At 42.8% G+C, this 26,398-nt stretch carries 21 protein-coding genes and 1 pseudogene; 15 read left to right on the top strand and 7 right to left on the bottom strand.

All coding sequences use genetic code 11. The features are described from left to right. Window positions 1-161: 161 nt before the first annotated feature. Window positions 162-599, bottom strand: a pseudogene (locus D8S85_RS09190) (Abi family protein); the annotation flags it as partial. Window positions 600-1,115: 516 nt separating this feature from the next. On the opposite strand from D8S85_RS09190, the gene D8S85_RS09185 reads away from it, so the two are divergent. The 8 genes from D8S85_RS09185 to D8S85_RS22240 all read left to right on the top strand — a co-directional run bounded on the left by D8S85_RS09185 (window position 1,116) and on the right by D8S85_RS22240 (window position 12,733). After that, the gene (locus tag D8S85_RS09185; RefSeq protein WP_158641543.1) at window positions 1,116-1,676 is read left to right on the top strand and encodes an RNA polymerase sigma factor; all 561 of its coding nucleotides are present in this window, start codon (window positions 1,116-1,118) and stop codon (window positions 1,674-1,676) included. Between the two features lie 75 nt (window positions 1,677-1,751). Beyond that, window positions 1,752-2,909 (top strand): FecR family protein, encoded by a 1,158-nt coding sequence (locus D8S85_RS09180; RefSeq protein ID WP_106480449.1) that lies wholly within the window; start codon window positions 1,752-1,754, stop codon window positions 2,907-2,909. Window positions 2,910-2,990: 81 nt separating this feature from the next. Next, on the top strand, window positions 2,991-6,353 hold the full coding sequence (locus D8S85_RS09175; protein ID WP_127074990.1) for a SusC/RagA family TonB-linked outer membrane protein: 3,363 nt from the start codon (window positions 2,991-2,993) through the stop codon (window positions 6,351-6,353). 19 nt (window positions 6,354-6,372) lie between these two features. After that, complete coding sequence (locus D8S85_RS09170) at window positions 6,373-7,881, top strand: RagB/SusD family nutrient uptake outer membrane protein (RefSeq protein WP_106480443.1); 1,509 nt, start codon at window positions 6,373-6,375, stop codon at window positions 7,879-7,881. Window positions 7,882-7,890: 9 nt separating this feature from the next. After that, window positions 7,891-8,751 (top strand): DUF4843 domain-containing protein, encoded by an 861-nt coding sequence (locus tag D8S85_RS09165; protein ID WP_158641542.1) that lies wholly within the window; start codon window positions 7,891-7,893, stop codon window positions 8,749-8,751. Between the two features lie 27 nt (window positions 8,752-8,778). Continuing rightward, the gene (locus D8S85_RS09160) at window positions 8,779-10,320 is read left to right on the top strand and encodes a PKD-like family lipoprotein (protein WP_127074989.1); all 1,542 of its coding nucleotides are present in this window, start codon (window positions 8,779-8,781) and stop codon (window positions 10,318-10,320) included. 1 nt (window position 10,321) lies between these two features. Next, window positions 10,322-12,496, top strand: a complete 2,175-nt coding sequence (locus D8S85_RS09155) for a TlpA family protein disulfide reductase (RefSeq protein ID WP_172726499.1) — start codon at window positions 10,322-10,324, stop codon at window positions 12,494-12,496. A 21-nt stretch (window positions 12,497-12,517) separates the two neighbouring features. Then, complete coding sequence (locus D8S85_RS22240) at window positions 12,518-12,733, top strand: PLD nuclease N-terminal domain-containing protein (RefSeq protein WP_106480439.1); 216 nt, start codon at window positions 12,518-12,520, stop codon at window positions 12,731-12,733. A 113-nt stretch (window positions 12,734-12,846) separates the two neighbouring features. Here the strand turns inward: D8S85_RS22240 and D8S85_RS09145 are convergent, their stop codons facing one another. The 6 genes from D8S85_RS09145 to D8S85_RS09120 all read right to left on the bottom strand — a co-directional run bounded on the left by D8S85_RS09145 (window position 12,847) and on the right by D8S85_RS09120 (window position 18,137). Further along, the gene (locus D8S85_RS09145; RefSeq protein WP_127074987.1) at window positions 12,847-13,689 is read right to left on the bottom strand and encodes an SDR family oxidoreductase; all 843 of its coding nucleotides are present in this window, start codon (window positions 13,687-13,689) and stop codon (window positions 12,847-12,849) included. A gap of 144 nt (window positions 13,690-13,833) precedes the next feature. Then, window positions 13,834-14,385, bottom strand: a complete 552-nt coding sequence (locus tag D8S85_RS09140; protein ID WP_106480438.1) for a 2-oxoacid:acceptor oxidoreductase family protein — start codon at window positions 14,383-14,385, stop codon at window positions 13,834-13,836. 77 nt (window positions 14,386-14,462) lie between these two features. Continuing rightward, window positions 14,463-15,230, bottom strand: coding sequence for a thiamine pyrophosphate-dependent enzyme (locus tag D8S85_RS09135; protein ID WP_106480437.1), 768 nt, complete (start codon window positions 15,228-15,230; stop codon window positions 14,463-14,465). A gap of 3 nt (window positions 15,231-15,233) precedes the next feature. After that, the gene (locus tag D8S85_RS09130; protein ID WP_106480436.1) at window positions 15,234-16,319 is read right to left on the bottom strand and encodes a 3-methyl-2-oxobutanoate dehydrogenase subunit VorB; all 1,086 of its coding nucleotides are present in this window, start codon (window positions 16,317-16,319) and stop codon (window positions 15,234-15,236) included. 18 nt (window positions 16,320-16,337) lie between these two features. Continuing rightward, window positions 16,338-16,565 (bottom strand): 4Fe-4S binding protein, encoded by a 228-nt coding sequence (locus D8S85_RS09125; protein ID WP_027202850.1) that lies wholly within the window; start codon window positions 16,563-16,565, stop codon window positions 16,338-16,340. A 255-nt stretch (window positions 16,566-16,820) separates the two neighbouring features. Beyond that, the gene (locus D8S85_RS09120; protein ID WP_106480435.1) at window positions 16,821-18,137 is read right to left on the bottom strand and encodes a pyridoxal phosphate-dependent aminotransferase; all 1,317 of its coding nucleotides are present in this window, start codon (window positions 18,135-18,137) and stop codon (window positions 16,821-16,823) included. Window positions 18,138-18,676: 539 nt separating this feature from the next. Between D8S85_RS09120 and D8S85_RS09115 the strand changes: the two genes are divergently transcribed. From D8S85_RS09115 to D8S85_RS09085, 7 genes are all read left to right on the top strand, one after another. Further along, a complete protein-coding gene (locus D8S85_RS09115) occupies window positions 18,677-19,906 on the top strand; it encodes an ABC transporter permease (protein ID WP_106480434.1) in 1,230 nt (409 codons plus the stop codon). Window positions 19,907-19,910: 4 nt separating this feature from the next. Then, complete coding sequence (locus D8S85_RS09110) at window positions 19,911-20,681, top strand: energy transducer TonB (RefSeq protein ID WP_127074986.1); 771 nt, start codon at window positions 19,911-19,913, stop codon at window positions 20,679-20,681. After that, window positions 20,678-21,367 (top strand): ComF family protein, encoded by a 690-nt coding sequence (locus D8S85_RS09105; protein WP_106480432.1) that lies wholly within the window; start codon window positions 20,678-20,680, stop codon window positions 21,365-21,367. The genes D8S85_RS09110 and D8S85_RS09105 overlap by 4 nt, the downstream gene beginning before the upstream one ends. An 82-nt stretch (window positions 21,368-21,449) precedes the next feature. Further along, complete coding sequence (locus tag D8S85_RS09100) at window positions 21,450-23,363, top strand: Ig-like domain-containing protein (protein WP_106480431.1); 1,914 nt, start codon at window positions 21,450-21,452, stop codon at window positions 23,361-23,363. After that, the gene (locus D8S85_RS09095; protein ID WP_106480430.1) at window positions 23,360-24,121 is read left to right on the top strand and encodes a DUF3108 domain-containing protein; all 762 of its coding nucleotides are present in this window, start codon (window positions 23,360-23,362) and stop codon (window positions 24,119-24,121) included. Before D8S85_RS09100 ends, D8S85_RS09095 begins: the two co-directional genes overlap by 4 nt. A 21-nt stretch (window positions 24,122-24,142) precedes the next feature. After that, the gene (locus D8S85_RS09090) at window positions 24,143-25,147 is read left to right on the top strand and encodes a DUF4837 family protein (RefSeq protein ID WP_106480429.1); all 1,005 of its coding nucleotides are present in this window, start codon (window positions 24,143-24,145) and stop codon (window positions 25,145-25,147) included. Between the two features lie 3 nt (window positions 25,148-25,150). Then, window positions 25,151-26,308, top strand: a complete 1,158-nt coding sequence (locus tag D8S85_RS09085) for an exo-beta-N-acetylmuramidase NamZ family protein (RefSeq protein WP_106480428.1) — start codon at window positions 25,151-25,153, stop codon at window positions 26,306-26,308. The last annotated feature ends 90 nt before the right edge of the window (window positions 26,309-26,398 follow it).

The raw sequence follows: 26,398 nt of genomic DNA, 5'->3' as shown, positions 1-26,398 counted from the left end.
AACGCTGAGTTTGTTATTTTTCTTGCCAAACGGAGAGCGATTGCCAGTATTGGGGGAATCCCATATCTTTAAGGTCAAGCAGTCGATAATCGGATTTGAGCAATTCTTTGATATTTCTTTTAAAGTCGCTTCCGGGACTGATAATATCAAGAATCCAACTTTAAGGATTGGAACAAGCGGCTCAATGTGGCAAACGATACTACTTCGAGTGCCATCCAACTTGGCGGCATAGGAGGATTATCGTATTTTGATTTGTAGTGCTTGATAAAATCTTCGTTGCTGCGGTTTACATCTGTTTCGATATGCTTTATTAGGTCGTCATAGCCGAAACGATATAAACTTTCATCATCGTACCAATGGCTACCACCTGTGCTTTCGGCGTATACCTGTACGATTTTTGTACGCGCTGCCACTTCTATTTTTTCAATAGCATTGAAAATAAGAGAACGCAGTCTGCGGTCAAAACAATAAAGGTCTATTATGTCTTTGAAGTGAATATCTTTGCGAGTAAAGTTGTGTCCAGAATCTTCGCCATTTTCTTGAAACGGATAAGTGTATGCACGAAGTCGGTAGTAGCTGATATTAAACAAATAAGCAGATAAACGTGTATTATCTAGGAAAAGTTTACTTTATATTTCGTTGTAAAGTGGTGTATAAGTACTAACATTATTTATCGCGGTATTGGCCGTTGTTGTCATTTATTTGCCTCAACCTGTAAATGGCGACAGAATCCTCTTGCGGAGGAGCATATGGGATATTGTTGAGATGTTACTCAAATATAACCCAAATAAAGAAGTAAAGTTACCCAAATAATCCCACTTATTCGTTGCTCAACCGTTGCACATCCGTTGTTCAACCGTTCCCCAATGGTTAAGCTTCGAGTAAGCTTCGGGACATCATCGAAAAAGGGGTATTATTTCCCTAGTATTTCAGTAGGATTTCCCTTGGTTTTCATTAAGAAGTCCTTTCATTCTATCGGCATCTAGTACAGACAATGGAGCCGGACGTTTCACGGTTTTGTTATTAAAAATGTCAAGACGTTTGTATCTGGGAAAAAAATACTAATTTTGAATCCATATAAAGTAAGTATTTTTTTATAATTATTACGAATAGTCTTGATAAAATCAGAGGATGTTTTCATAAAGAAGTTTCGAGCGGGAAACGGTAGTGTTTTCAAGGAGATTTTTGACAATTATTATCTCCCCGTGAAATCATATGGTTTCCAGTATGTCGAAAATGACGAGATGGTGGAAGATTTTGTTCAAGATGCTTTCCTGAAGGTGTGGGAGAAGCGGGAAGACTTTTATTTTGTTGCGGCAATCAAGAGTTTCTTGTATATGAGTGTAAGAAATGCTTGTTTGGATTACCTGCGTCACCAAAAAGTGCAACGTCGTAATGAGCCGGAATTAATCCTGTGGCTCACGGAGGAAGGAGAGGAAGAATTTGTTCTTGAGGAGGAAGTGCATGCGATGGTGTACGATGCAATAAAAGATTTGTCGGAACGTTCTCGCCGAGTCGTGATCATGACGATGGAAGGTCTTTCCAATCCTGAAATTGCAAAAGAACTGGGGATTTCCGTGAATACGGTGAAGACGATAAAATTGCGTGCTTACAGAATGTTACGGGAGCGATTGAAAGGTGTCCAGTGGTTGTTGTTACTTCTTTTGGGGCTTTAAACTTTAAAGAATTTTTTTTAAGAGGGTGTCACCCTGTGGGGAGGTATTCACGTTTTAGGGGAAATTTTTGAAAAAATGGAGAAAATTGATCCTAGGATAGAGTTTGTTATTTATCGTTTTTTGCATGGGAAACTCTCCACATCTGAACGAGAAATGCTCGAATCTTGGTTGCGTGAAGGAAAGCATAGGGAATTGCTCGAGAAAATTTGCAACAAGGAGAATATGCTGGAAAAGTCGTTCTATTTTGATCGACTGAATAGAGGAAGGGAGAAAACTTGGTTGCGTTTGGAACGGGCCACCGGGTTACGTCGTCGTGTCGTATTACGTCGTTGGACGATTGCGGCTTCATTGATTGTTCCTCTTTTGATCGGGGCGTTATATCTAAACGAGCGTCAGATTACCTCGAAAGTACCTGGACGACAGTTGGAACGGATTGTCCCGGGAATCTCTACGGCACAACTTTACCTGCCTGACGGTAATGTGGTTGACCTTGGTAAGGATAGTGTGTGTAATTTACTGTTGTTGAAAGGTGGACGTTTTGTGAACGAGCGGGGTACGTTGACTTACAAGGGGGATAGTTCGGGGGTGAAAGTTGCGCAATACAGTGAAGTTCGGATACCGAGAGGGGGAGAATACAAGGTTGTGTTGCCGGACGGTACAATCGTGTGGTTGAATGCCGAGTCGTCACTTCGTTTCCCAACCTTATTCACGGGAAAGGAGAGAAAGGTGTACGCGAAAGGTGAATTGTATTTTGATGTGAAACACGACGAGACCAAACCTTTTATCGTGGAAGTGGAGAAAGATTATGCGGTTCGGGTACTCGGGACAGAATTTAATCTCCGGGCATATAGCGGGTCTCCCATTGCAACAACCTTGGTGGAAGGACGTGTACAAGTGAAGGGAATGGATAATATAGTATTGTTATCTTCGGGACAGCAGGCTCTCGAAGTGCCCGGAACTCATGACATAGAAGTGTTTGATGTCGATGTGGCACCTTATGTGGCGTGGCACGAGGGAAAGTTCCATTTTGTTCATGCCCCGTTGAAGGATATAATGGAAGAGTTGGCACGTTGGTATGATGTTGAGGTCGTGTTTGAGAATCCGGCAGTGAGAGATGAATGTTTCACGATCGAGATGCAGCGGTTTGATGATTTTAACAAGGTATTGAGATTAATAGAACGAACAGATATAGTGACCATTTCGGTAGATGGCCATATCGTAACAGTGAAATGATAAAAACGAGAGATCTAGTCCATCTCCCGTTTTTAAGTAAGGTGCCTGAGGCACAATGTGAAATTTTAATTCTACAAATTTATGAAAAAAAACAGAACGAGTGGGTTCTTTAGGCGAACTTATGGGAATTTTTTGTTGATGATGAGATTGACAATGTTGTTCCTGCTGATGACGTTTGTCTCGTTGACGGCTACAGCCTTGGGCCAACGAATGACAATCAAGTTGAACAATGTTGATTTGCAAGTTGCTTTTAACGAAATTAAACAGAAAATGGGGTACACGTTTGTGTACAATGATCAAGTGGTGAAGAATGTGGGGAAGGTTTCTATTAATGTTACATCTTCGGATATAAAGTATATCTTGGCTAGATGTTTAGAAGGGACATCTCTCGATTTTTACATTGAAGATAATATCGTGGTGATTAAATCAAAAGTAGTCCAGACTCAGGAAACAGAGAAAAAGCCAGTAACCGTGAAGGGGAAGGTAGTTGATGAGAAAAAACAACCTTTACCTGGTGTTACTGTTTTGCTAAAGGGTACTACCTTGGGAGTAACAACCGGGGGAGAGGGGGATTTTTCGATTATGATTACTGACACAACCAAGGCTGAACTTGTATTTTCATTTATCGGTATGGAGTCTCGAACAATCCCTTATAAAAGTATTCCTAAAGGGGAGTGGACGATCATTTTAAAAGATGATGTACAAGAGATGGATGAAGTTGTTGTTACAGGTATTTATTCTCGTAAAAAAGAGAGTTTTACCGGGTCGTCGACAACTTATACGGCAAAGGAGTTGAAAACTATCGGTAACCAAAACGTGCTTCAAAGTCTGAAAACGATGGACCCTTCATTTGCTATCATGGAAAATAACCAGTTTGGATCGGACCCCAATCGTTTGCCGGATATTAATGTACGGGGTAAAACTAGCGTGATAGGTTTAACACAGGAGTATGATATTGATCCGAATCAACCCCTGTTTATTTTAGACGGGTTCGAAACGACTTTAAAGACTATCAGTGATTTGAGCATGGATCGCGTGCAAAGTATCACGGTGCTGAAAGATGCGGCGGCCACGGCAATTTATGGTTCGAAAGCGGCGAATGGTGTTGTTGTGGTGGAGACGAAGGCTCCCGCTCCCGGTACATTGAGGTTAACGTATAATGGAAATTTGAATCTTTCTTTTGCCGATTTGTCAGATTACAATTTGATGAATTCTGCTGAAAAATTGGAGTTTGAACGTTTAGCTGGGTATTATGGAGATTTGGATGTTAATGGAGAGATTGTGTCGGAGGGTTATCAGCAATTGTACTATCAGCGTTTGGCTGAAGTGAAACGAGGGGTGGATACCTACTGGATGAGTGAGCCGTTACGGTTTGCAACTTCTCATAGCCACAACCTTTTTGCTGAAGGGGGGGATGACAGAATGCGTTACGGATTGGGATTCAGTTATAACAAGACTCAAGGTGTGATGAAAGGATCTGATCGGGACGTGATTAATGGTAACGTGCAATTATTGTATCGCTACAAGTCGTTGTCATTCAAAAATTATTTGAACTTGGATTACTCGATGTCTTCACGCGAGAAGGTGGCGTTTTCGAAGTTTTCACAGGCAAACCCGTATCACAGGAAAAAGAATGAAAATGGTGTGGTAGAGCAGGTGTTAGAAATTTACTCTGATTCAGATGCAAATTCATCCACTTATCTTCAAGAATTGAAAACGTACAATCCTCTATATGATATGCGTTTAGGTTCTTCCGATGAAACCACGTCTTTCGGTTTTACTAATAATTTTGAGATCGATTGGCAGGTGTTTGATGGTTTGAGGGCAAAAGGTCGTTTTAGTATTTCAAAATCAACGGACCGGGGAGAAGTTTTTAAATCTCCCAATGCTTCAGATTATGTCGAAACCGCTTCAACTGAACGCGGATCGTACCGGGAAACAAGAAATGAAAATTTGAGTTATGACGGGGATCTTAACGTGACCTATGCTAAATTGTTTAACGAGGTACACATGGTGAATGCCGTAGGGGGAATTCGTTTGGCATCAAGTAAATCACAATCTAGTGGTTACGAGACTATTGGGTTTATTGATGACCGTTATTCGAATCCTTCTTTTTCTTCTGGGTATCCTACTGGAAGTAAGCCGTCTTATTTTACTAGCGAGAAACGTTCGGCGAGTTATTACCTGAATGCTGGTTATGCTTATGATGATCGTTACTTGCTAGACGTGAATCTTCGTTCAGATGGTTCTTCCGTGTTCGGCTTATCTCAACAATTCACGACAACTTGGGCCATCGGGTTAGCGTGGAATATGCACAAGGAGGACTTTTTTCAGAACCAAAACTGGTTGAATCTTTTGAAATTGCGTTTTTCTATAGGTAATCCTGGGAATCAAAATTTTGATGCTTATATTTCCATGAACGTGTACAAGTATGCGACTAGTTACCCAAATCCTTTTGGGGTAAGCGCTATTGTTTCTACTTGGGGAAATGACAATTTAGATTGGCAAAAAACAATCGATCAGAATTACGGTATTGATTTGGCTTTTTTAAATAATCGTTTGAAAGTTACAGTTGATTATTTTTATAAAAATACGGATCCTTTACTAGTTTATGTCCAGACGCCAACTTCTACCGGGACGTCGACAGTTCCTATGAATCTGGGTAAACAGGTTTCTCAGGGATTGACGTCGACATTGAATTACATGATCCTGCAGCGAGAGAACATGAGTTGGAATTTTAATTTTAACGCTCGCCATATTACTTACGAGTATCGGAATATCGGGAACGCTTTGGATAAGTTTAATCAGGAGAACAGGAGTTCGAATTTGGTGAGATATTACGATGGTGGAAGTCCTTCTGATTTGTGGGCCGTGCGTTCTGCGGGAATTGATCCGGCTTCCGGGCGAGAGATATTCATTAAAAAAGATGGTACGCAGACATTCGAGCACGACTATGCGGACAAGGTCGTTGTCGGGAACTCTGATCCGAAGGTGGAAGGGGTAATCGGTACTTCTTTCTATTACAAGGGATTTTCTGCTTCTATTAACTTGCGGTATCGTTTGGGAGGGCAAATATTTCTATCAACGTTATACGACAAGGTGGAGAATATCTCGAAAAACGCCTTGCAATACAACCAAGATAAGCGGGCATTGTACGATCGCTGGCAAAAACCGGGAGACGTGAGCAAGTATAAAGCAATTTCATTGACAGATGTGACCCCGATGTCATCTCGTTTTATCGCAGACGAGAAGACCTTGAGCGGGGAGTCTATTTCTTTTGGATACGAAACTCAAGCCAAGTGGTTGCATCGTATCGGGGCATCTTCGATGACTATCCGGGGATACATGAATGATATTTTCCGGGTTTCTACGGTAAAGAATGAACGAGGGTTAGATTATCCTTTTGCGCGTGCCGTGGCTTTTTCTCTTGGATTAACGTTTTAATGAATTAAAAAGTTTGTTTATGAATTTAGTAAGAAATATAAAATCGGGTTTGATTGTCGGCGTGATGTTGTTGCTCGTGTCGTGCAATTCATGGTTGGAGGTTGATCCTGACGATAGAATAATGGATAATTCTTTGTTTAAAGATAGAGAAGGTTTTCTTGCGGCTTTGAATGGCGTGTACTCGGAAATGAATGATCCGAAATTGTACGGAGCTAATTTAACAATGGGGATGCTTGATGTTATGGCACAATATTATAATTGCAACTTTACAGATCATGATTATTCTGTTTATGCGAATTATTCATACACGCAAAAGGGATTTAAAAGTACGCTGGATAATATTTGGTCCGGGTTATATTCAATGATTGCAAATTGTAATGCGATACTCGCTCATTGCGGGGATGGGAATCCGGTTTTATCTGATACTTATTATCGCCTTGTGAAAGGTGAGGCCCTAGGTTTGCGGGCAATGATGCACCTTGATCTTGTACGTATGTTTGGGCCTGTTTATTCGGAAGAGAACAAAGAAATTAAATGTATTCCATACATGACTAAAGCGGACCGGGGCGTGCAACCATTGTTGTCTGCCGATAGCGTGATATATTACGTTATCAAGGATTTGGAAATAGCGTCGAGTCTACTTTCAACAGTTGATCCCGTTATCACGGAAGGGGCTAGGAATCATGATTCGGAAAAAGGTACGAATGATTTGTATTATAGACAATATCGTATGAATTATTTTGCCGTGAATGCTTTGATGGCTAGGGCTTATTTGTGGATAGGGAACACGCAAAAAGCAGGGGAATGTGCACGGACTGTGATAGCAAAAGTGAGTAACGAGGATAAGCCTTTATTCCCGTTGGTGAATGTTGACTATATGACAAAGAATTCGCCAGATGGGGTGTTTTATCCCGAGGTATTGTTTTCTCTTTATAATACTTCTCGCGAGAGTAAAGTGTATAAGACTTTTTTTGATCCCTCTTTATCAGTAGTTAAAATGTTGACTATGAGTGGAAATCTTTCAACGGGACGAGTAAATGGCACGTATGATGATAAGGATGATTATCGTTATAGAATGTGGGCTTCTACAATATCCAATAGCAAGGAGGTGACCTATTTAAATAAGTATAAAGATGAAACAGAGGCGGATTCCGCGTATCATTATCGTTATATGATTCCTTTAGTTCGTGTTAGTGAGTTATATTTGATCGCAGCCGAGTGTGAAACGGATGTTCCGACGGCTCTTGAAAAGTATTTTAACAAGTTACGTTTTGCTAGGAATTGCGTAAATCAGAATGCATCATCCGTGGAGGAATTAAAGGGTTTAATTCGTTCTGAATACGTGAGGGAGTTTATAGGAGAAGGACAATTATTTTTCTATTACAAGCGGAACGGTTTGCAGACTATTCCTGATGGTGCGACGACTAGCGGCACGATGAATATGCAATTGGAAAACTACGTGTTCCCTTTGCCAGATAGCGAGACGAGCCAACGAGCAGGGTCTCAAGATAATGTTTCACAAGAATAAGTAATGGTTATGAAAAAAATATTATATATTCTCGCTCTTGCATGGCTTGTTTGCTGCGTGGCGGGTTGTGAAAAGGAAGTTAAGAATTACGATGGACGGGAAGGGGTTTATTTCTACGTTCAGTACGGGGCAGAATGGGGGGATACTACGATTTGGGCGAACCAGTCTTTTACCCCGGTAGAGTTTGTTAAAAGTACAGGTGATTATCACGATGTGAAATTGCGGGTAATGACAACCGGTAGAATTAAGGAATATGACAGGACTTTCCGGGTTGTTGTTGACAAGGACTCGACTACTGCTGTCGAGGGGGTGAATTATGATCCTTTCGACGAGTTTCAAGTGGTTAAAGCTGGGAGTCATTATGCAGATTTGGTGATTCGTTTAAAGCGAGATGAGAGTATTCAAATCGAAGAACGGGTTTTAACATTGAAGTTAGAACCGACGGATGATTTCGAAATTGGAATTAACTGGTGGGGAGAGGTTCCCGGGTTATGGTCTAGTACTGGAGGTAATGATTTTGACGTTTCTATGCACAAAATTACCATGAATGATTTTCTTGTTCGACCAACCCGTTGGATACCTGCAATTGATTATGCACCAGGACAAACAGAGGGGGGACTTTGGGGGGCTTTTACGAGAAAGAAATATGACTTGATTTGTGAAAAGTTTAATCTGACGTATGATGATTTTGCCTCGGAAGTGACAATGCCAAATGCCAAACGAACAATGATCGCAAATTATTTTGTGGATTACTTGCAAGAACTTTATGACAAGGGTACCCCGGTATTGGAAGAAGATGGCCGTGCCATGTGGTTCATGGGAGTATCGTGGAAATCAATCGTGGGACAACCCTGGATTCCGGCAGAATAATGGTTGAACAATGTAAATCTGAAAATTATGAAACGAGTTATATTATTTTTTTTAACGAGCGTGTTCATTTGTTTGGCCGTGGCTTGTTATGACGACAAGGGTTCTTACAATTACAAGGACGTGAACGAGATTGAAGTGGATAGCCTAGGAAAATCACATAGCGTGATTTTTAAGAAAGACACATTAAAAATAACCCCCTTGCTGAAATTTACGGAAGATAGTTTATCCCTTGATCGTTACGTTTATGAGTGGCTGGTAGTCCCGTCTACCGAGGAACTAACCCGGAAAGTGATCGGTACGGAACGTGATTTGAACTATTTCGTGGAGTTGGAACCGGGGGCTTATACTCTTTACTTGAAGGTGAGAGATAAGTCTACTGGTTTGTTGTGGATGAATTATACTTCGCTTGTGGTCAGAACTGCGACAAGTTTGGGATGGCTGGTTATCGGGGAAGATGTCGAAGGGTTCGTGAACTTGGATATGGTTGCTATGGCGGGTGATACAATGGTGTTATATAATCAATTGTCTAATAATGGTTTGCCACGATTGAAAGATCCCAAGAGAGTTGTGTACACGGGACGTGTGAGAATGTCTTCTTACGCACCTCACGAGAGATTATGGATAGCAACCGGGGAACGTTCGTATCACGTGAATCCATCAACCTTTGAAGGTGATCTGGCAAGCACGTTTGAACCGTTGGTTTACTCGTATTTTGAGCTGCCGCAACAATTGAATCCCGTGTACATGATTACTAAAGCGGCGGGTAATGGCGTAATGAATAGTTCTAGGACGGTTGTTTGTGAAGAAGGACACGTGTTCCATTTATCTAGTTTTTTGTCAAGTAGTGAATATGCAGATCCGATCAATCGGACAACGGATTCTCCTAACGTATTGTTTAAAGCGTACCCCTATATTTTTGCTTCTTTGGGATACGCTTCCGGTGGGATACTTTATAATACTGATAAGAATCAATTTGTGAGATATACAAGTTATTCCACAACTTGTTCATCTTTATCTGATAAGGCTGATGATGCTTTCCCGTGGGTGCAACCCGAGGGGCGTACGCTCGTGTATGGAGAGAATACCATGGATACCGAGGGTGGGGGAAATGGTAATTCATTCGCCTTGATGAAAGATGCCGGGACGAACGGGTATTATATCTATAAATTTAAAGCTTCTGGTCAGAAGGTGGCTGGATATGAGGTAAATAAGTCGCTTGCGACGGATATTGACAAGGCTGAGTTATTCGCTTTTGCCTCCAATCGTTCCATTTTATTGTACGTGGTGGGTAAAACCTTACATGCTTATGATTACAAGAGAGACTACGAGAAGAAATATTCGATAGAAATGGAAGATGAGATTACGATGGTTAAATTTGATGTTTTCTCGGGATATGGAGATTATAACGATTTATATGTAGCAACTTATAATAGTATAATGGGAGGAACTTTACAAAAGTATGTGTTGGGAACCGATCAAAACACGTTTGAGTTGAAACCGGACGAGAAATGTAAATGGAGCGGGCTGGTAAAGGTGAAAGATATCGATTGGAAAAATGGTAATCAGTAATATGAAGATAAAATTAGTTTTTTGTTGGATGATAGCGGTAATTTTGCCGCTGTCATCTTTTGCCCAAGGGGTAGATTTTAAGGAGTTGACAATGCAGGAGGCTTTGGCTCTTGCGGGGAAAGAGAAAAAGATGATATTTATTGACTTCTACACGACGTGGTGCGGACCGTGTAAGATGATGTCTTCCGAGGTGTTTACACAAGAGCAGGTGGGGACCTATTTTAACCGGGTGTTCGTGAATATGAAAGTGGATGCAGAGAAAGGGGAAGGAGTGGAGTTGGCAAAGAAATATCAGGTGAGGGCTTACCCGACGTTTGTGGTTTTGAGAGCGGATGGGACGGAGGTTTATCGAACATCCGGGGCTCGTCCGGCGGAGGAATTTGTTGATAAGATTCGTAAAGGGATTGATCCCAAGTGGTCACCTGAAGGGTTGAACCGTCGTTATAAAAAAGGAGAACGGACCCCGGAACTGGTGAACGAGTATGCCTTGTTGCAGATGGAAACAGGGAATATTGAGCTGGGAAATCAAGTGATACGGGAGTATTTTGATAAGTTGTCTGCCAAGAAAAGGGTGAAGCCGGAGAATTTTTTCCTTTATACTCGTTATACCTTGAATTACGGGGATCCGAAAGCGGATTACATGTTTGCCCATAAAGATCGTTTTGTAAAGGAGAATGGACGGGAGAAAGTGGAGAGTTTGTTGTATAACTGGTTACGGCAGCAGATTATGCTTTTTGTTTCGGCTCGGGTAGTTTCAAACACGGAAGTAAACGAGGAGAAATGGATACGGTTGAAAGAGAAGATTCATGATGCGGCTTTGGCGAACGGGGAGGTGCTGACAGCACTGGAAGGGATTGCCGAGGTACGGTTGAAAAATAGCATGAAAGATTATTTGGATATCTGTCGGGAGAAGTTTCCACAACTGGAAGACCGGGATCGTTTCTCGATACTGGTCGGGTTTGGTGTTTTGAAGGAGCAGAATGAAGAAATTCGACAGGCTGCGGCGGATTTGTTAAGGGATAATCTAAACGTGGCGGAAGGATTCAATAAACGGGTTCTTTACTCGATCATGCTGGATTTGGAGGGAAAGAAGGAGTTCCGTTTACGAGCCGCGATTGATGCCGCGGAAAAGGGGAAAGTGATTGTCACCTATTCTTCTAAGGGGAAATTTATGCAGGAAGAGCACGAGTTTGATAACTATATGCTGGATATCAGTATGGCGGGAAAAGATACTGTATCCGCGGGGATAAGATTTTTGTGTGATGAGTTGGCGATGCCGACTGCTGAGGGAACCAAGCAGAATCCGCATTTTAGTTTTATGATTGTGCCGGGAGAATTTGCCGTGTTAAAACTTGATTTGGAAAAGGGAAAAGTGCCCGTGGTGAAGTGGGAGAAGGGAGGACCTGTTTCCCGTGATTTCGTGCGGCTAAATTACGATTTGCTGACCCCGGAGGAAAAGGCCTATAACCAGTTAATGATTGATAATGTCATTCAAGGGGGAGATATTCGGAATTATCCCGAGGAGTTTCAGCGGTCATTTGATGCAAATAAGCGTAAAACGATGGAGTTTATACGGAATAATCCGGATAGTTATATCGCGGTTATGAAGTTAGCCGAACATTATATTTGGTTTGATGAGAATGAAACAGAGGATATTTACAGTCGTTTCCCCGCGAATTTGAAGGGAAATTCTTATGGCCGTATTATTGCACAACGTTTGAAAAGAAGTCAGGATTTTAGGATAGGTATGCCTGCCAAGAATTTCGAGAAGAAAGATATGAACGGGGAAACGGTGTCTCTTGAGAAGCTACGTGGAAAATACGTGTTGTTGGATTTTTGGGGAAGCTGGTGCGCTCCTTGTCGGGCATCGCATCCTCATTTGAAGGAGTTGTATGAAAAGTACAAGAAACAAGTTGTTTTTATTAACGTGGCCCAAGAGAACGTGAAAGATCAGAACGAAGCCCGGAAGCTTTGGAAAACGGCAGTGAAAGAAGACGGGTTGACATGGACTCAAATATTGAATAACGAGGGACGGGAAACGTGCGATATGATCCGTCTGTTTAATATTTATTCTTTCCCGACCAAGGTGTTGATTGATCCGAACGGGATTGTGGTTGCAAGGATGGTGGGAGGATTGGTTGATGCGGGGGAGGTGTTAGAGAAATTGATTGACTAACTGTATTTTAATACTTAGATTATGTATGTCCTGTTAATTTTGATCATTGTTGATATTTTAGGTCTATTTTCAGTTTTAAAAAGAAATGATTTAGACCCGATGTATAAAATTGTTTTCACGTTATGTATCATTTTGTTACCCATTGTAGGTATCATCATTTATTATTTATTTTCATCAAGAAGGAAGAGAAAGAAATTTGATATTTCGAAACGTTGGGGGAGGAGTTCTAAAAGGTGATGTGATAGAGCGTAAAGAGGGGAATATTCGTAAAATAGCTGTAAGACTTTTTAGTGTTACAGCTATTTTTAGGAATTTACTGAATATCTTTTTAGACAACTTCTTTTCATTTATTAATGTGTTGCTTTCAAATATTGTAGGTCTCCATACCAGTAACTTGCAGTTGTTCCTCCATCAATGAGGATGTCTGCACCAGAAATGAATCGTCCCCGACTTGACATTAAGAATTCTGCCAAATCACCCACTTCATCGGGAGTTCCGGCTCGTCCGGCTGGTGAAGCTTGAATCATCTTCAGATAGCCCTCTTTGCGAGGTCCTTGTAATTCGGCATTTGCTAGTGGCGTGATGATGATGCCGGGTGATATGGAATTGACAGTAGCTCCACGTTTACCCCATCGAGTGGCTTCGTATGCCACCTTCAATACATTGCATCGTTTGGAATATTGGTAAGCCTTAAGTGTATCGGTGATTGCTGTTACGAAGTCTAGATTTAAAAGGTCTTCCGGTTTACTCATTGCTAAGGCATCATTTTGTTCTTGTGGAAGAGCCGGCAGACGATGGCCACTTTGTGAAGAGATGATTACGGCACTACCTCCTTCCGCGATCACTTTGCCAAATTCTTCCAAAAGGACACTTGTCCCGTACATATCCACGCGAAGTATTTCGTGTACAGGTGCTTGCGAAGGACTAACTCCTGCAGCATTAACGACATACTTTACTTCCCCCCATTTTACTGCTTCTGCGACTACAGCCAATATGTCTTCCTTGCTACCTAAGTCAGCCTTGATGATGCTACTCTCGAAGCCTGCATCACTTAGCATTTGGGATGCAATTTCAGCATTTTTTAAGTTATAATCAGCTAAAATGATATGTTTACCTGCAGATACACGGCGAATAATTGCAAGTCCAATACTTCCTGTCCCGAAAAGTACGACTACTTCTTTTTTGTTTGTCATAATGTCTCTATTTTGTTTTAATAAAGCAAAATTACAACAAGCCTTGGCAATTTATCTAATACAAATAACGGAAATGCTTACCAATATTACGGAAAGTAAAGGTGTATAAACAAATAACCCCGCCGAAAGGCGGGGTTATTTGTTTTATAGTTGGTTAACAACTTCAACGCTGTTCATACCGGTTTGGATGGCCTCGATGTTCATCGGGATCATCTTGTGGTGACGAGGGGGTAAAGATTTTTGCAAACCTTTTTCCACGTTGTCAAGTTTTACGATCGGTTTTACCTTCAAGAATCCACCAAGAACGATCATGTTGAATACTTTCGGGTTTCCTTGCTCTGCGGCAATGGCTGTTCCTTCGATCTTGTAGATATTGATATCTCTTCTCGTCGGTTCGTGAGTGATACCGTTCGGGTCATAGATCAAGGTACCTCCCGGTTTTACCATGCTTTCGAACTTATCCATGGATTGTTGGTTCAGAACGATAGCGGTATCGTATTTCGTTAAGATCGGGGAGCTGATGCGCTCGTCGCTCAAGATAACGGTCACGTTGGCGGTACCACCGCGCATTTCAGGACCGTAAGAAGGCATCCAAGCAACTTCCTGATCTTGCATAATTCCGGAGTAAGCAAGAATCTTTCCCATGGAAAGAACTCCTTGTCCACCGAATCCTGCTATAATGATTTCTTCTGTCATAATCTTTAATTTACGATTTATGATTTGGGATTTACGATTCAGATAATCTAAAATCGTAAATCTAAAATCTCAAATTATTAAATGTCTTTGATGTCTCCTAACGGGTATTTCGGGAACATGTTTTCCACCATCCATTTGTTGGCTTCTACCGGGGTTACTTTCCAACCGGAGTTACATGTACTAACGATTTCCACGAAAGAAGTACCCTTGTCTTTCCGGGTGTTCTCGAATGCCTTGCGGATAGCGGCTTTTGCTTTACGCACGTTAGCCGGGGTGTGAACTGACTGACGGGTTACGTAGCAAGTTCCATCCAGTTGGGCAAGTAATTCGGTTAATTTCATCGGGAATCCGTTCAATTTGGCGTCACGTCCGTAAGGAGTGGTAGCGGTTACCTGTCCCAAAAGGGTGGTGGGTGCCATCTGTCCTCCGGTCATACCGTAGATCGCGTTGTTGATAAAGATTACCACGATGTTTTCACCACGGTTACAAGCGTGCATGATTTCCCCGCATCCGATAGATGCCAAGTCACCATCACCTTGATAAGTGAACACGTAACGATCGGGGTGAACACGGCTGATACCGGTTGCAACGGCCGGGGCACGTCCGTGTGCTGCTTCTGCCCAATCAATATCCAAATAGTTGTAGGCAAGTACAGAACATCCTACCGGAGATACACCGATGGTTTTGTCCTGGATACCCATTTCTTCAATCACTTCCGCGATAATTTTGTGAACCACGCCATGGGAACATCCCGGACAGTAGTGCATCACGTTATCGGTAAGCACGGGAGTTTTCTTGTAAACAATATTCTCCTCTTTTATTATATCTTTTAATTCTACTGACATAGCTTATGCTCCTATAATTTGTTTTTCAAGTGCTTCAACGATCTCTTCCGGTGTCGGGATTACTCCTCCGAAACGTCCGTAGTGTTCTACCGGGATGTTATTGGCCACGTTCAAACGAACGTCTTCTACCATTTGACCGGCGCTCATTTCTACAGTTAAGATTCCCTTCACTTGTTTAGACAAGCGTGCGATTTCTTTTTTCGGGAAAGGATAAAGGGTAATCGGACGAAGGATACCTACTTTAATTCCTTTTTCACGGCATAATTGTACTGCTTTTTGGCAAATACGAGATGCTGATCCATAAGCCACGAATATGTATTCCGCGTCGTCACATTGGATTTCTTCAAAAAGAACATCGTTTTCTTCCATCATTTTGTACTTCTCTTGAAGTTTGTGGTTGAATACCTCTTGTTTGTAAGAGTCCAATTCCAAGGAAGTGATCGTGTTGTGAGAACGATGTGCTTTCTTACCGGTTAAAGCCCAATTGTCAGACATCTTGTCGATATCTTCTTGAGTCCAACGGGGTTTGTATTCGCTCAATTGAACTTTTTCCATCATCTGTCCGATAACACCATCGGCAAGGATCATGGCCGGGTTACGATATTTGAATGCCAAGTCAAAACCAAGTCCTACGAAATCGTTCATTTCTTGAACGGAAGCGGGAGCGAGGACGATCAAGTGATAGTCTCCGTGACCACCACCTTTGGTTGCCTGAAAATAGTCACTTTGTGCCGGTTGGATGGTTCCCAGTCCTGGGCCTCCACGTACAACATCAATCACCAAGCAGGGAAGTTCTGCTCCTGCCAAGTAGGTTAAACCTTCTTGCATCAACGAGATACCGGGGCTGGATGATGATGTCATTGCCTTTTTACCGCAAGCAGCGGCACCGTATACCATGTTGATAGAGGCCAATTCACTTTCGGCCTGCAATACGACCATTCCTGTTTCCTCCCACGGTTTGCGTAACATGAGAGTCTCCATGACTTCGGATTGCGGGGTAATAGGGTAACCATAATAAGCATCACATCCACAACGGATAGCAGCTTCGGCTAATACCTCGTTCCCTTTCATTAATTTTACTTCTGCCATTTTCGGTAGTTTTTATTCTTATTGTACATTCATTTTGTAAACGGTGATTACCGAGTCTGGGCATACCAACGCGCAGCTGGCACATCCAATACATGCTTCCGGGTTTACCATCTCGGAGTAGTGGTATCCTTTGCCATTCACTTCTTTCGCTAAGTCAAGAGTTTTGGTAGGACACGCGACCACGCAAAGGTTACATCCTTTGCATTTTTCTTTGTCAACGACGACAGCGCCTCTAAATTTTGCCATAATTGAATTGATTATGATTTATAAATAAATTCTCTTTTTGCCTTATATTTTGTAACACATCTACGGGATAAAATTACAAACTTAAATTGAATCGTGAAATAGTTTTCCTGTATTTTAACATTGTTTTACTTTCATGTTAAGGCTGTTGAGCCGGAATTTGTTTCGATTTAATTTCAGTAAATTGAAAACTTGAAGTTGAAAATTGAAAATGAGATTTTTGTAAGACATTTTCAATTTTCAATTCTCCATGTTCAATTATTTCGTGTGATCTGCCGCGAAGCGTTTCAAGCGTTCTTCCAGTTCCGGCATTCGGTTGAGTCCGGTTTGAGAAACACAAGCACGAAGACCTTGTTTCTTGGAACCCGTGTCGCGTAACGGGATGGCTGATATACCGTAATATAGAATCTCTTTCGTGAGGTCTCCTCCGGTGAAGCCCGGGTAGATAATCGTGAAATAGAATCCGTCGGCGATAGGTTCTTCCAGATCCCGGTCGTACACGATCTCGAAACCATACTTGGTGAACAGCTCTTTCATGGCGTGAGCCCGCTCTGCATATTCCCGTACCCCGTCGAGGATGTTGATGCGTCCCTCGTTGGCTGCTTTCAAGATGGCGGCCATGGCGTACTGGCAGGAGTGAGTTGTCCCGGATGATAGCGTGTATATGATCCGGTTCACGATGGTATAACCCAAGGTGCCCATTCCCCCGAAACGATCGTGCAAGTTATCATATTTCCGGTTGTATAAAGCGTCAGAAATACACATGATTCCCAGACGTTGTCCGGCGTAACTGAATAGTTTGGAACCGGAGATCATGACAATGTAATTGTCCGTGTATTTACCGACTGACGGTTGGAACGGAGCTTTACCCGGTACGGAAAGGTCCCGGCGGAAGTCCATGGCGAAATAGGCTAGGTCTTCCAGTACGATCACGTCATATTTGGTGGCCAGCTCTCCGATAATCTTCAGTTCCTTGTCGGTGAGACATATCCAAGCCGGGTTGTTCGGGTTGCTGTACAGGATGGCGGCGATGTTTCCCTTGGAAAGGTATTCTTCCAGTTTTTCCCGTAATTTTTCACCCCTGTAATTGTAAACGTCAAATGATTCAAACGGTTTGCCGATTACTTGCATTTGTGTTTTTTGTACGGGGAATCCCGGGTCAATGAAAAGGACGGTGTCTTTTCCTTTTTTGCATTCCGTTACAGCCATGAATGCGGCGAAACAGGCTTGCATGGAACCCACCGTCGGGATGATGCCTTCCGGTTTGATGTTGATGTCCACGAAGTTCTTCACGAACTTGGAGCCTTCTTCCTTGAACTCCTTGTGTCCTTCGAGCATCGGGTAGAATTGAGCGCAGCCGGCACGTAGCGCCTCGATCTCGGCATCGATACCGATTTTAGAGGGGGCAAGTCCGGGAACACCCATTTCCATGCGGATGAATTTCTCCCCGCTTTCGGCTTCCACCATGTTTACCACTTTCACGATGTCGCGTATCGTGGCATCTTCCATGTCACGGATTCCGCAAGCTTCTAGCTTCTGGTCAACGATTTTTTTGTCAATTAGATTATTTTGCATGACTATTTTATATGATTTATTCTATTTTTCTCAGCATGTACGCGAGTTTAATAAAAAAATGTCATTATATATTCCGGAATCGTTTTAAATTTGAAGTGGAGTGTCTAATTTAGTTTGATTCTGAAATTGATTATTAAATACGGTACTTGTATACCACTTTACAACGAAATATTAAAGTAAACTTTTCCCGGGTAATACACGTGGCATATTCGATGTTCTTAGGGATTAAAGACGTATCAAAGACGAATCAAAGACGTTACAAAGGCGTTCGTGAACGTCCCTGACACGTCTTCGTGGCGAAATGAATTGGCGCTTGTCTTGGAAGCTAATCCCTTATCCATTTGATTATGAATGGTAAATATGCCTTCTTGTATGCAGGAGTTAACCTCTCACAACGAAATCGAGTATAATTACCTTAAATACATTCTTGTACATACCCTTTCGAATCTGTTTTTGTTTTCGTAGTTTTGCACGATGATAATAGCAAGGTTGAGATGTTGATATGACATCACATTTTCAATTTTCAATTTTCAATTATTATGAATCTGGAATGGTACATTGCGCGTAGATTGTTGAAAGGAGACGGCACGAAATCCGTGTCGGTGCCGATCGTGAGAATTGCGATTGTTGGGATTGCTTTGGGGTTGTGCGTGATGTTATTGTCGTTGTTTATTATCACGGGTTTTAAGTATGAGATTACTGAAAAGTTGTCGGGTTTCACGGCTCACTTGAGTGTGGTGCCTTTTGTCCCCGGCTCGGTGGGTGAGGGAGGAGTGGTCCGAGAAGCGGAGAGTCTGATGCAAGGCTTGAAAGACGTGAAAGGTGTGAAGAACGTGTACGGGTATATTGAGAAACCTGCTATTTTCAAGAGTAAGGAGGAGATTCACGGGGTTGTGTTGAAAGGGGTGGATGTGGGGTATGATGTTGCTTTTTTCAGGGAGAATTTGAAAGAGGGGGAGATCCCTGACTTTAAAACAGAAAAGGCATCGAATGAGGTGTTGATCTCCGCGTCGGTGGCGGATATGTTGAAAATCGGTGTCGGTGGAAAAGTTACTGCCCATTTCGTGCAGGACCCGCCGAGGGCAAGAGTGTTTACCGTTGCCGGAATTTACGACACGGGGTTCAAGGAGTATGATGACGTGATGGTGTTGGTTGACAAACGGCATTTGGCAAAATTGAATGATTGGGAACCGGGGGAGGTTTCCGGGATTGCCATCGAACTGGAGGACGTGGAACGATTAGATGAGGTGATCGTGGGGGTGGAGAATGTCGTGTATGATGCAAATGGAAATTACGAGGTGCAGACGCTTGCCGATGTGGCTCCGCAGATTTTTGACTGGTTGGCCTTGCTGAACATGAACGTGTGGGTGATTCTGATTTTGATTGTCACGGTGGCCGGTTTTAATATGGTGTCGGGGTTATTGATCTTGATTTTGGATAAGACCTCGTTGATTGGAATATTGAAAGCGTTGGGTTATAAGAATGTTTCCTTGCGAAAATTGTTCTTGTATATATCGGCGGGATTGATTATTAAGGGGATGTTGTGGGGGAATGTGCTGGCCTTTGTTTTGGCAGGAATTCAGGCGATGTTCCGCGTGATTCATCTTGATCCTGTGACGTATTATATGGATACGGTTCCGATTAATTTTGGTTTGGGGTACGTGGTATTATTAAATGTAGGGGTGATTGTGGTAACCGTTTTAATGCTGATTGTACCGACAATGCTGATCTCCAAGATCAGCCCGGTGAAGGCGATTAAATTCGAGTAAAGTTATGAACGTGAAGAATGATTACGTTGGTAGAGATTGTCTCTTGGCTTGGTTGAAGGAACACCGTCATGGCGTGATGGGAACGGTGATTTTTCATCTCGTGCTGGCTATCTTTTTAGTTTGTGTCGGAATTTCACGCTTGGATTCGCAACAGCGGATAGAGATCGAGATTGATATGCCGGAGCCGGAAATTGTGCAGCAAAAACAAGAGGAACAAGAAAGAAAAGAGCAGATCCTTCGACAAAGTGCAGACGAGGAGGTAGACGAACTATTGCGTTCGCTGGCGGTGAACGAGGATGTAGTGAAGAAAAACGCGGAGACCCAACCTCATGAACGGGTAAAAGAATATATCGAACAAATTCAGGAAGAGATTGATAGTGATTACGGAGGGCGTTATCGGGCGAATAAAAACAAGCATTACAAGGAGGATAGTATTCGTGCCCAGCGCGACAAGAAGGAACGGATGCTGGATTCACTTCAATCCACGGTATACGTGGGGAAGAGTAGCGTGTCATATAATATAAAGGGGCGTTACAAGACTTATTTGCCGATTCCGGTGTATAAATGCGAGTTTGGTGGAAAGGTCGTGGTGGCGGTAGTCGTGAATCGACAGGGACGGGTTATTAAAGCCGAGATCGTGGATGCAGAGTCAAATAAAGATGATACTTTGCGAGAGGTGGCAGCGGATGCCGCTTTGAAATCGGAGTTTAATGCTGACGAGAAAGCCCCGGAGCGACAGTCGGGAACGATCACGTATAATTTTGTCAAACAATGACATGGCTTTCTTCTTCCTTTTTTTCCAATTTTTTCAGGTTATTGTATCCTCGGGCGTGTGTAGTGTGTGGTGACGTTCTGGTTGATGGAGAACCTTTTTTGTGTTCTGTTTGTTTGAGCGGATTGCCTTTAAATGACGGAATTGACGAGGAGGCGGATGAGGTGCTTGCGAATGATTTGGGGATCGGACATTTGTATTGGTTGTTCCGCTATGATCGGGCAAGTGATTTTCATAAACTGGTGTATGCTATCAAGTATCGTTTCAACAAGGAGTTAGGTGTATGGGCGGGGAAGATGCTGGGAGAACGGATGAAAGATATCAGCGGAATTGACTGTATTATTCCCGTGCCGTTGCATCCCAAACGGGAAAAGGAACGAGGTTTTAACCAGGCTTTTATGATTGGCACGGGGATTGCAAGTGTCTTAAGTGTTCGGGTGGCGTCGGGTGTGTTGAAGCGAGTGGTAAATACTCCTTCGCAAACAGGTTTGGAGCGGGGACAGCGGGCTGATAACGTGGCAGAGGCTTTCGAGTTGGGAGATACGGCTTGTGTGGAGGATTGTCATGTGTTGCTGGTGGATGATGTTGTGACAAGCGGGGCGACTATTCGGGCATGTATGATGGAATTGAGTAAAATCAAGGGAATACGGGTGAGTGTTGCTTGCTTGGGAAAGTCCGGCAGCATCTAAAAAAACTTGAATCTTACATCTAAAATTGAAAGGATTTTAGCTTTTTTTCCCTAGTTTTGTAAAGTTAATATTTTTGAGGACTATGAATAAATTTTTTTGGAACGGATTCTGTTTTGTCGCTATTATCGTGGCGTTGATTATATATGCCTGTGCAAACAGGGGTTACCCGCAGGGAGGAGAAAAGGACGAAACACCACCACAGGTTGTCAAGGAGGTCCCGGAGTCTTTTTCAACGAATTTCAAGGGTAAACAGATCGATATTTATTTTGACGAATATGTTCAGCTAAAGGATATTAACAAGAAATTCGTGATGTCTCCCCCGATGAAGAAAAAAGCCCGGGTGAGTTTGCGAGGAAAATACGTGCGGGTGACGTTTCAGGATTCTTTGAAACCGAATACAACTTACACGTTGGATTTTGCTGATGCGATCGTGGATAATAACGAGGGAAACCCGCTTGGTTTTTACCGGTACGTGTTTTCCACCGGGCCTCAATTGGATTCGATGGAATTAGGGGGACAGGTGATCGATATGGAAACGCAGTTGCCCGTGCTGGGGGCCACGGTGATGTTTTACCAGAATACGGCGGATTCTGTCCCGTTGACAGACTTGCCGAGTTACGTGGCTAAAACGGATAGTGCCGGAATGTTTCGGGTGACCAATATCAAGAATGATACTTATCGGGTTCTGGCGATAGATGATGCCAGAGGTAATTATCTGTTTGTGCCTTCGGAAACAAAAGTGGGTTTCGTCGATTCTTTGGTTCAAACCATATCATTCCCCACGACGGTTTATGATACAATTCATCCGGACACGACGGTGATTGAGGGGCGGAGAACGAAGAAGGGCGTGGAATTCAAAGTATTATCAAAAGATACGGTTATTCGACGTGATTTCACGATGTTCGGGCCGACAAACTTATTTATCCCCATGTTTGATGAGGAAAAGACGCTATTATACCTGGTTGATGAGGCTCGTAAGGAACGGGAGCGATTGGATTTTACTTTCAGTGTTCCTGCTGAACATCAGTTAAAGGTGCGATTGCTTGGACTACATTTGTTGGATAAGGTTGATCAGGATGATTGGTATATCGAGGAGCGTTCTGCCGGAAGGGACACGGTCCAGTTGTGGATAAAGGATTCTTTGGTGTACAAGGTTGATTCGCTTGTGGCTGAAGCTAGTTATTTGCGAACGGATTCACTCGGTAAGCGTGTGTTGCTTGCGGATACGATTAAATTCTACTACAAAGATAAACCGGACCCCAAGGGAAAACGTAAGAAGGAACAGGATTCCATCCCGGCGATCAAGTTTATGGAGATTAGCGCGGGTGTCGGTAGTACGATGGATTTGAACAAGAGCATAACGTTGGAGTTTGACCGCCCGATCGTGGAGGACGGGTTGAAGAATATTCAGTTGTTTGAAATGGTGGATTCTGTTTTGACCCCGGTTGACTTTAAATTGAAACATGACAGCCTGAAAATCCGTAGGTATTATTTAGAGAAGGAATGGAAACCGGAAACGGAGTACCAGTTGTCGATTGATTCGATGGGGATATATAGTATTTACGGGTTGTATAACAACAAACTCGAGAAGAGTTTTAAAACGAAAGCGATCGAGGATTACGGGAGTATTATCGTGAACGTGAAAGAGGCAACAACCCCGATCATTTTACAACTTTACCAGGGTGATAAGGAGATCAAGGTGCTGGAAGAACGAACGATCAAGGGAAATGGTAAAGTGGTCTTTGATTACCTGGGAGAGGGAACTTACATGATCCGGGCTATTATTGATCGGAACGGGAATGGGAAATGGGATACGGGTAATTACCTGAAACATTTGCAACCGGAAGAGGTGAAATATTTGCCTACGGAGATAAAATTGAAAAAGAATTTCGATGTTGAGCAAGACTTTGACATGAGTAAAACGTATAAGAGGGAAGATCCGAGTAAAAAGAAGAATACAGAAGGAGATAAAAAAAGAAATAGAACTAATCGATGAGAACGATTATACTGATAATTACATTGTTTGTGAGCCTTCCTGCCATATCGCAGAAGAAGTTGCCTAACGTGATAGAGAAACTGACTTACAGGGGCTATTACAATTGGAGCTTCATTTGGATTAACGCGGGTTCGGTGGAAATGACCGTACAGCCTTCCGGCAAGTACCCGAATGCCCAGCGCATATTTGCCGTGGGGTATTCCAATCCTTCGTGGGATTGGGTGTTCAAACTGAGAGATACGTTGATTTCGTATCATGACAGCTTGACCTATAAGCCTTACGAGTTTTCAAGGAAAGCACACGAGGGGAATTACCATAAAACTTTCGATTACGTGTGGGATTATGATAACGGTGTGGTTCATGCCGATATACAACGGATCGGGAAGTATCAGCGCAAGGACACGATTAAGTTATTGCCCGACACGTACGATATGTTGTCCGTGGCATGGTATGCCCGGGAGTTGGACTTTGACAGTTATAAAAAGGGAGACCAGATCCCGATACGTATTTTACTGGACAATAAAGTATACGATTTGTACGTTCGCTACTTGGGAAAAGAGAAAGTGAAAACGGATAGCGGGCGGCGGATGTGTCACGTGTTTTCTCCCTTGCTCGTGGCCGGAGACGTGTTTAAAGGGGGAGAGAATATGAAGGTCTGGGTAAGTGATGACGAGTATCGTATTCCCGTGATGGTTGAAGCCAAGATTATCGTGGGATCGGTGAAAGGCATCTTGGATGAGGCCAATAGTAAGTTTTAGCAATTGAAAATATTGATTACTATGAAAAATATTGTATTTGTTTTCGTGATGGTTTTAATGTTAGCTTCTTGTAAGGAGGCTACGAAGAATCTGATGTCTTCCGTGACAGGGAAAATCAATCAAGTATTGGTTATTGCCGAGAAGAACACGTGGGATGGTCCTGTGGGGGACACGATACGGGAATTTTTTGGACAGGATCAAGATGGATTACCACAGTCGGAGCCGATTTTTGATGTGCTTAACTTGCCGGAGAAGTATTTCGATAAAAATATGAAGGGGCATCGCAATGTATTGCAGGTCGTGATTTCTTCTGCTATTGATTCTGCTTACGTGCAATACGTGGATAGCCCGTGGGCCAAAACACAGAAGTTTATAAAAATTGCGGCACCGGATCGAAAAACGTTTTTCAAGTTGTTTGACGAGAATAAGTTGAAAATTCTCGGTATATATGCCAAGGCCGAGCGTGATCGATTAATATCAATTTACAAGCGGACGGCGGATACCCGGATCTTTAACTTGTTCAAGAAAAAGTATGATATCTTGTTGTATTGTCCTACAGGTTATTACGTGAATAAAGACACGACGGATTTCGTGTGGATGTCGAGTGAAACAACCAAGAATAGTAAAGGTATTATATTCTTTACTGAAAAGTATGAACATGAAAGTCAGTTTAATTACGCGATTATTTTTGATCGGGTGAACGAGGAGTTGAAGAAACATATCCCTGGTCCGCGTGAGGGTTCGTATATGGCATTGGATTTGGAGGTGCCTTACACTGCCGTGCAATACAAGTATAACGGGCATTACGCCGTGTTGTTCCGCGGTTTGTGGATGGTCGTGAATGATTTTATGGCGGGACCGTACGAGTTGAACGTGGTGCTGGATGAAGAGCATCAGCGGGTGATTTATATGATGGGGTACGTGTATTACCCGAATGAGGAGAAACGGGATATGATGAAACAAGTGGATGCTATTCTGAATACCATGGTGATTGATTATAAAGATAAGGAAGAGAAGACGAAGTAATCGATGAGATATTTGATATTATTTTTGGTGATAGCATCCGCATGTACGGATGCTATTTCCGTGAATGTACAGGACGGGATTGAACGGTTTGAGGTTTATCGGAATCTGGTGGAAGGTAAACGGGTTGGTATCGTGGCCAATCATACGTCACGTGTAGATACTATGCATAGTGTAGATTTTTTGTTGGGTAGAGGCATTAACGTGGTACGGATTTTTTGTCCGGAACATGGATTTCGGGGAACGGCTGATGCCGGGGAGGCTGTGGGGGATTATATCGATGCTGGGAGTGGTTTGAAAGTGGTATCCCTGTATGGAAAGAAAAAGAAGCCGCTGCCGGAGGATCTGTCGGGAATTGACGTGATGATTTTTGATATGCAGGATGTGGGCGTGCGTTTCTACACGTATCTGTCCACGTTGCATTACGTGATGGAAGCCTGTGCAGAGCAAGGTATTCCATTGATCGTGATGGATCGTCCGAATCCGAATGCTTTCTATGTGGATGGTCCGGTCCTGCAGAAAGAGTTTAAGTCTTTTGTCGGGATGCACCCGGTTCCGGTCGTGTACGGGATGACGATAGGTGAGTATGCCGGAATGATTAATGGGGAAGGTTGGTTGAAAGATAGCGTGCTTTGTGACCTGACCGTGATTCCTTGCGAGGGATGGAGCCGGGAACAACCCGTGGCATTACCTTATGCCCCGTCTCCGAATTTACCGGATTCTGTTTCTATTATGCTTTACCCGTCAACTTGTTTTTTCGAGGGAACGGTAATTAACGAGGGACGTGGAACATTACGTCCGTTTCAAGTGTTCGGGCATCCGAGCTTACAAGGTATGCCTTATGCTTACGTGCCTCGTCCGATCAAGGGTATGAGTATGCAGCCAAAGTGCAAGGGACAAATTTGTTACGGTATGGATTTACACGGGGAATATGACACTATTTTAAAAATGAAACGTCTGAATCTGGCTTGGTTGTTACTAGCTTATAAAGAGTATAAAGGCAAGGAACCCTTCTTTAATGCTTTATTCAATAAGTTGGTAGGAAATGATAAAGTGCAGCAACAATTGAAAGATGGTGCGACGGAAGAAGAGATTCGAGCCGGATGGCAGGATGAAGTTGCAGAGTTTATGAAGATGCGAGAGAAGTATTTGATTTACGATTGAAAAGACGTTGGTTGGTGGGGGAGGAAGCTGTGTTGTCGTTTTTTGAATAGAGATTTTAAAAAAGAAATTTATTCATATACATTTGTAGAA

This window comes from Butyricimonas faecalis (assembly GCF_003991565.1).
Lineage (GTDB): Bacteria > Bacteroidota > Bacteroidia > Bacteroidales > Marinifilaceae > Butyricimonas > Butyricimonas faecalis.
The sequence above is the reverse complement of the archived record's forward strand: the minus strand, read 5'-3'. Positions and strand labels throughout refer to the sequence as shown.

Coding starts and splice junctions, on each gene's coding strand:
- D8S85_RS09180 (WP_106480449.1), top strand. CDS start 1,752: ATGGAGAAAATTGATCCTAGGATAGAGTTTGTTATTTATCGTTTTTTG.
- D8S85_RS09175 (WP_127074990.1), top strand. CDS start 2,991: ATGAAAAAAAACAGAACGAGTGGGTTCTTTAGGCGAACTTATGGGAAT.
- D8S85_RS09170 (WP_106480443.1), top strand. CDS start 6,373: ATGAATTTAGTAAGAAATATAAAATCGGGTTTGATTGTCGGCGTGATG.
- D8S85_RS09165 (WP_158641542.1), top strand. CDS start 7,891: ATGAAAAAAATATTATATATTCTCGCTCTTGCATGGCTTGTTTGCTGC.
- D8S85_RS09160 (WP_127074989.1), top strand. CDS start 8,779: ATGAAACGAGTTATATTATTTTTTTTAACGAGCGTGTTCATTTGTTTG.
- D8S85_RS09155 (WP_172726499.1), top strand. CDS start 10,322: ATGAAGATAAAATTAGTTTTTTGTTGGATGATAGCGGTAATTTTGCCG.
- D8S85_RS22240 (WP_106480439.1), top strand. CDS start 12,518: ATGTATGTCCTGTTAATTTTGATCATTGTTGATATTTTAGGTCTATTT.
- D8S85_RS09145 (WP_127074987.1), bottom strand. CDS start 13,689: ATGACAAACAAAAAAGAAGTAGTCGTACTTTTCGGGACAGGAAGTATT.
- D8S85_RS09140 (WP_106480438.1), bottom strand. CDS start 14,385: ATGACAGAAGAAATCATTATAGCAGGATTCGGTGGACAAGGAGTTCTT.
- D8S85_RS09135 (WP_106480437.1), bottom strand. CDS start 15,230: ATGTCAGTAGAATTAAAAGATATAATAAAAGAGGAGAATATTGTTTAC.
- D8S85_RS09130 (WP_106480436.1), bottom strand. CDS start 16,319: ATGGCAGAAGTAAAATTAATGAAAGGGAACGAGGTATTAGCCGAAGCT.
- D8S85_RS09125 (WP_027202850.1), bottom strand. CDS start 16,565: ATGGCAAAATTTAGAGGCGCTGTCGTCGTTGACAAAGAAAAATGCAAA.
- D8S85_RS09120 (WP_106480435.1), bottom strand. CDS start 18,137: ATGCAAAATAATCTAATTGACAAAAAAATCGTTGACCAGAAGCTAGAA.
- D8S85_RS09115 (WP_106480434.1), top strand. CDS start 18,677: ATGAATCTGGAATGGTACATTGCGCGTAGATTGTTGAAAGGAGACGGC.
- D8S85_RS09110 (WP_127074986.1), top strand. CDS start 19,911: ATGAACGTGAAGAATGATTACGTTGGTAGAGATTGTCTCTTGGCTTGG.
- D8S85_RS09105 (WP_106480432.1), top strand. CDS start 20,678: ATGACATGGCTTTCTTCTTCCTTTTTTTCCAATTTTTTCAGGTTATTG.
- D8S85_RS09100 (WP_106480431.1), top strand. CDS start 21,450: ATGAATAAATTTTTTTGGAACGGATTCTGTTTTGTCGCTATTATCGTG.
- D8S85_RS09095 (WP_106480430.1), top strand. CDS start 23,360: ATGAGAACGATTATACTGATAATTACATTGTTTGTGAGCCTTCCTGCC.
- D8S85_RS09090 (WP_106480429.1), top strand. CDS start 24,143: ATGAAAAATATTGTATTTGTTTTCGTGATGGTTTTAATGTTAGCTTCT.
- D8S85_RS09085 (WP_106480428.1), top strand. CDS start 25,151: ATGAGATATTTGATATTATTTTTGGTGATAGCATCCGCATGTACGGAT.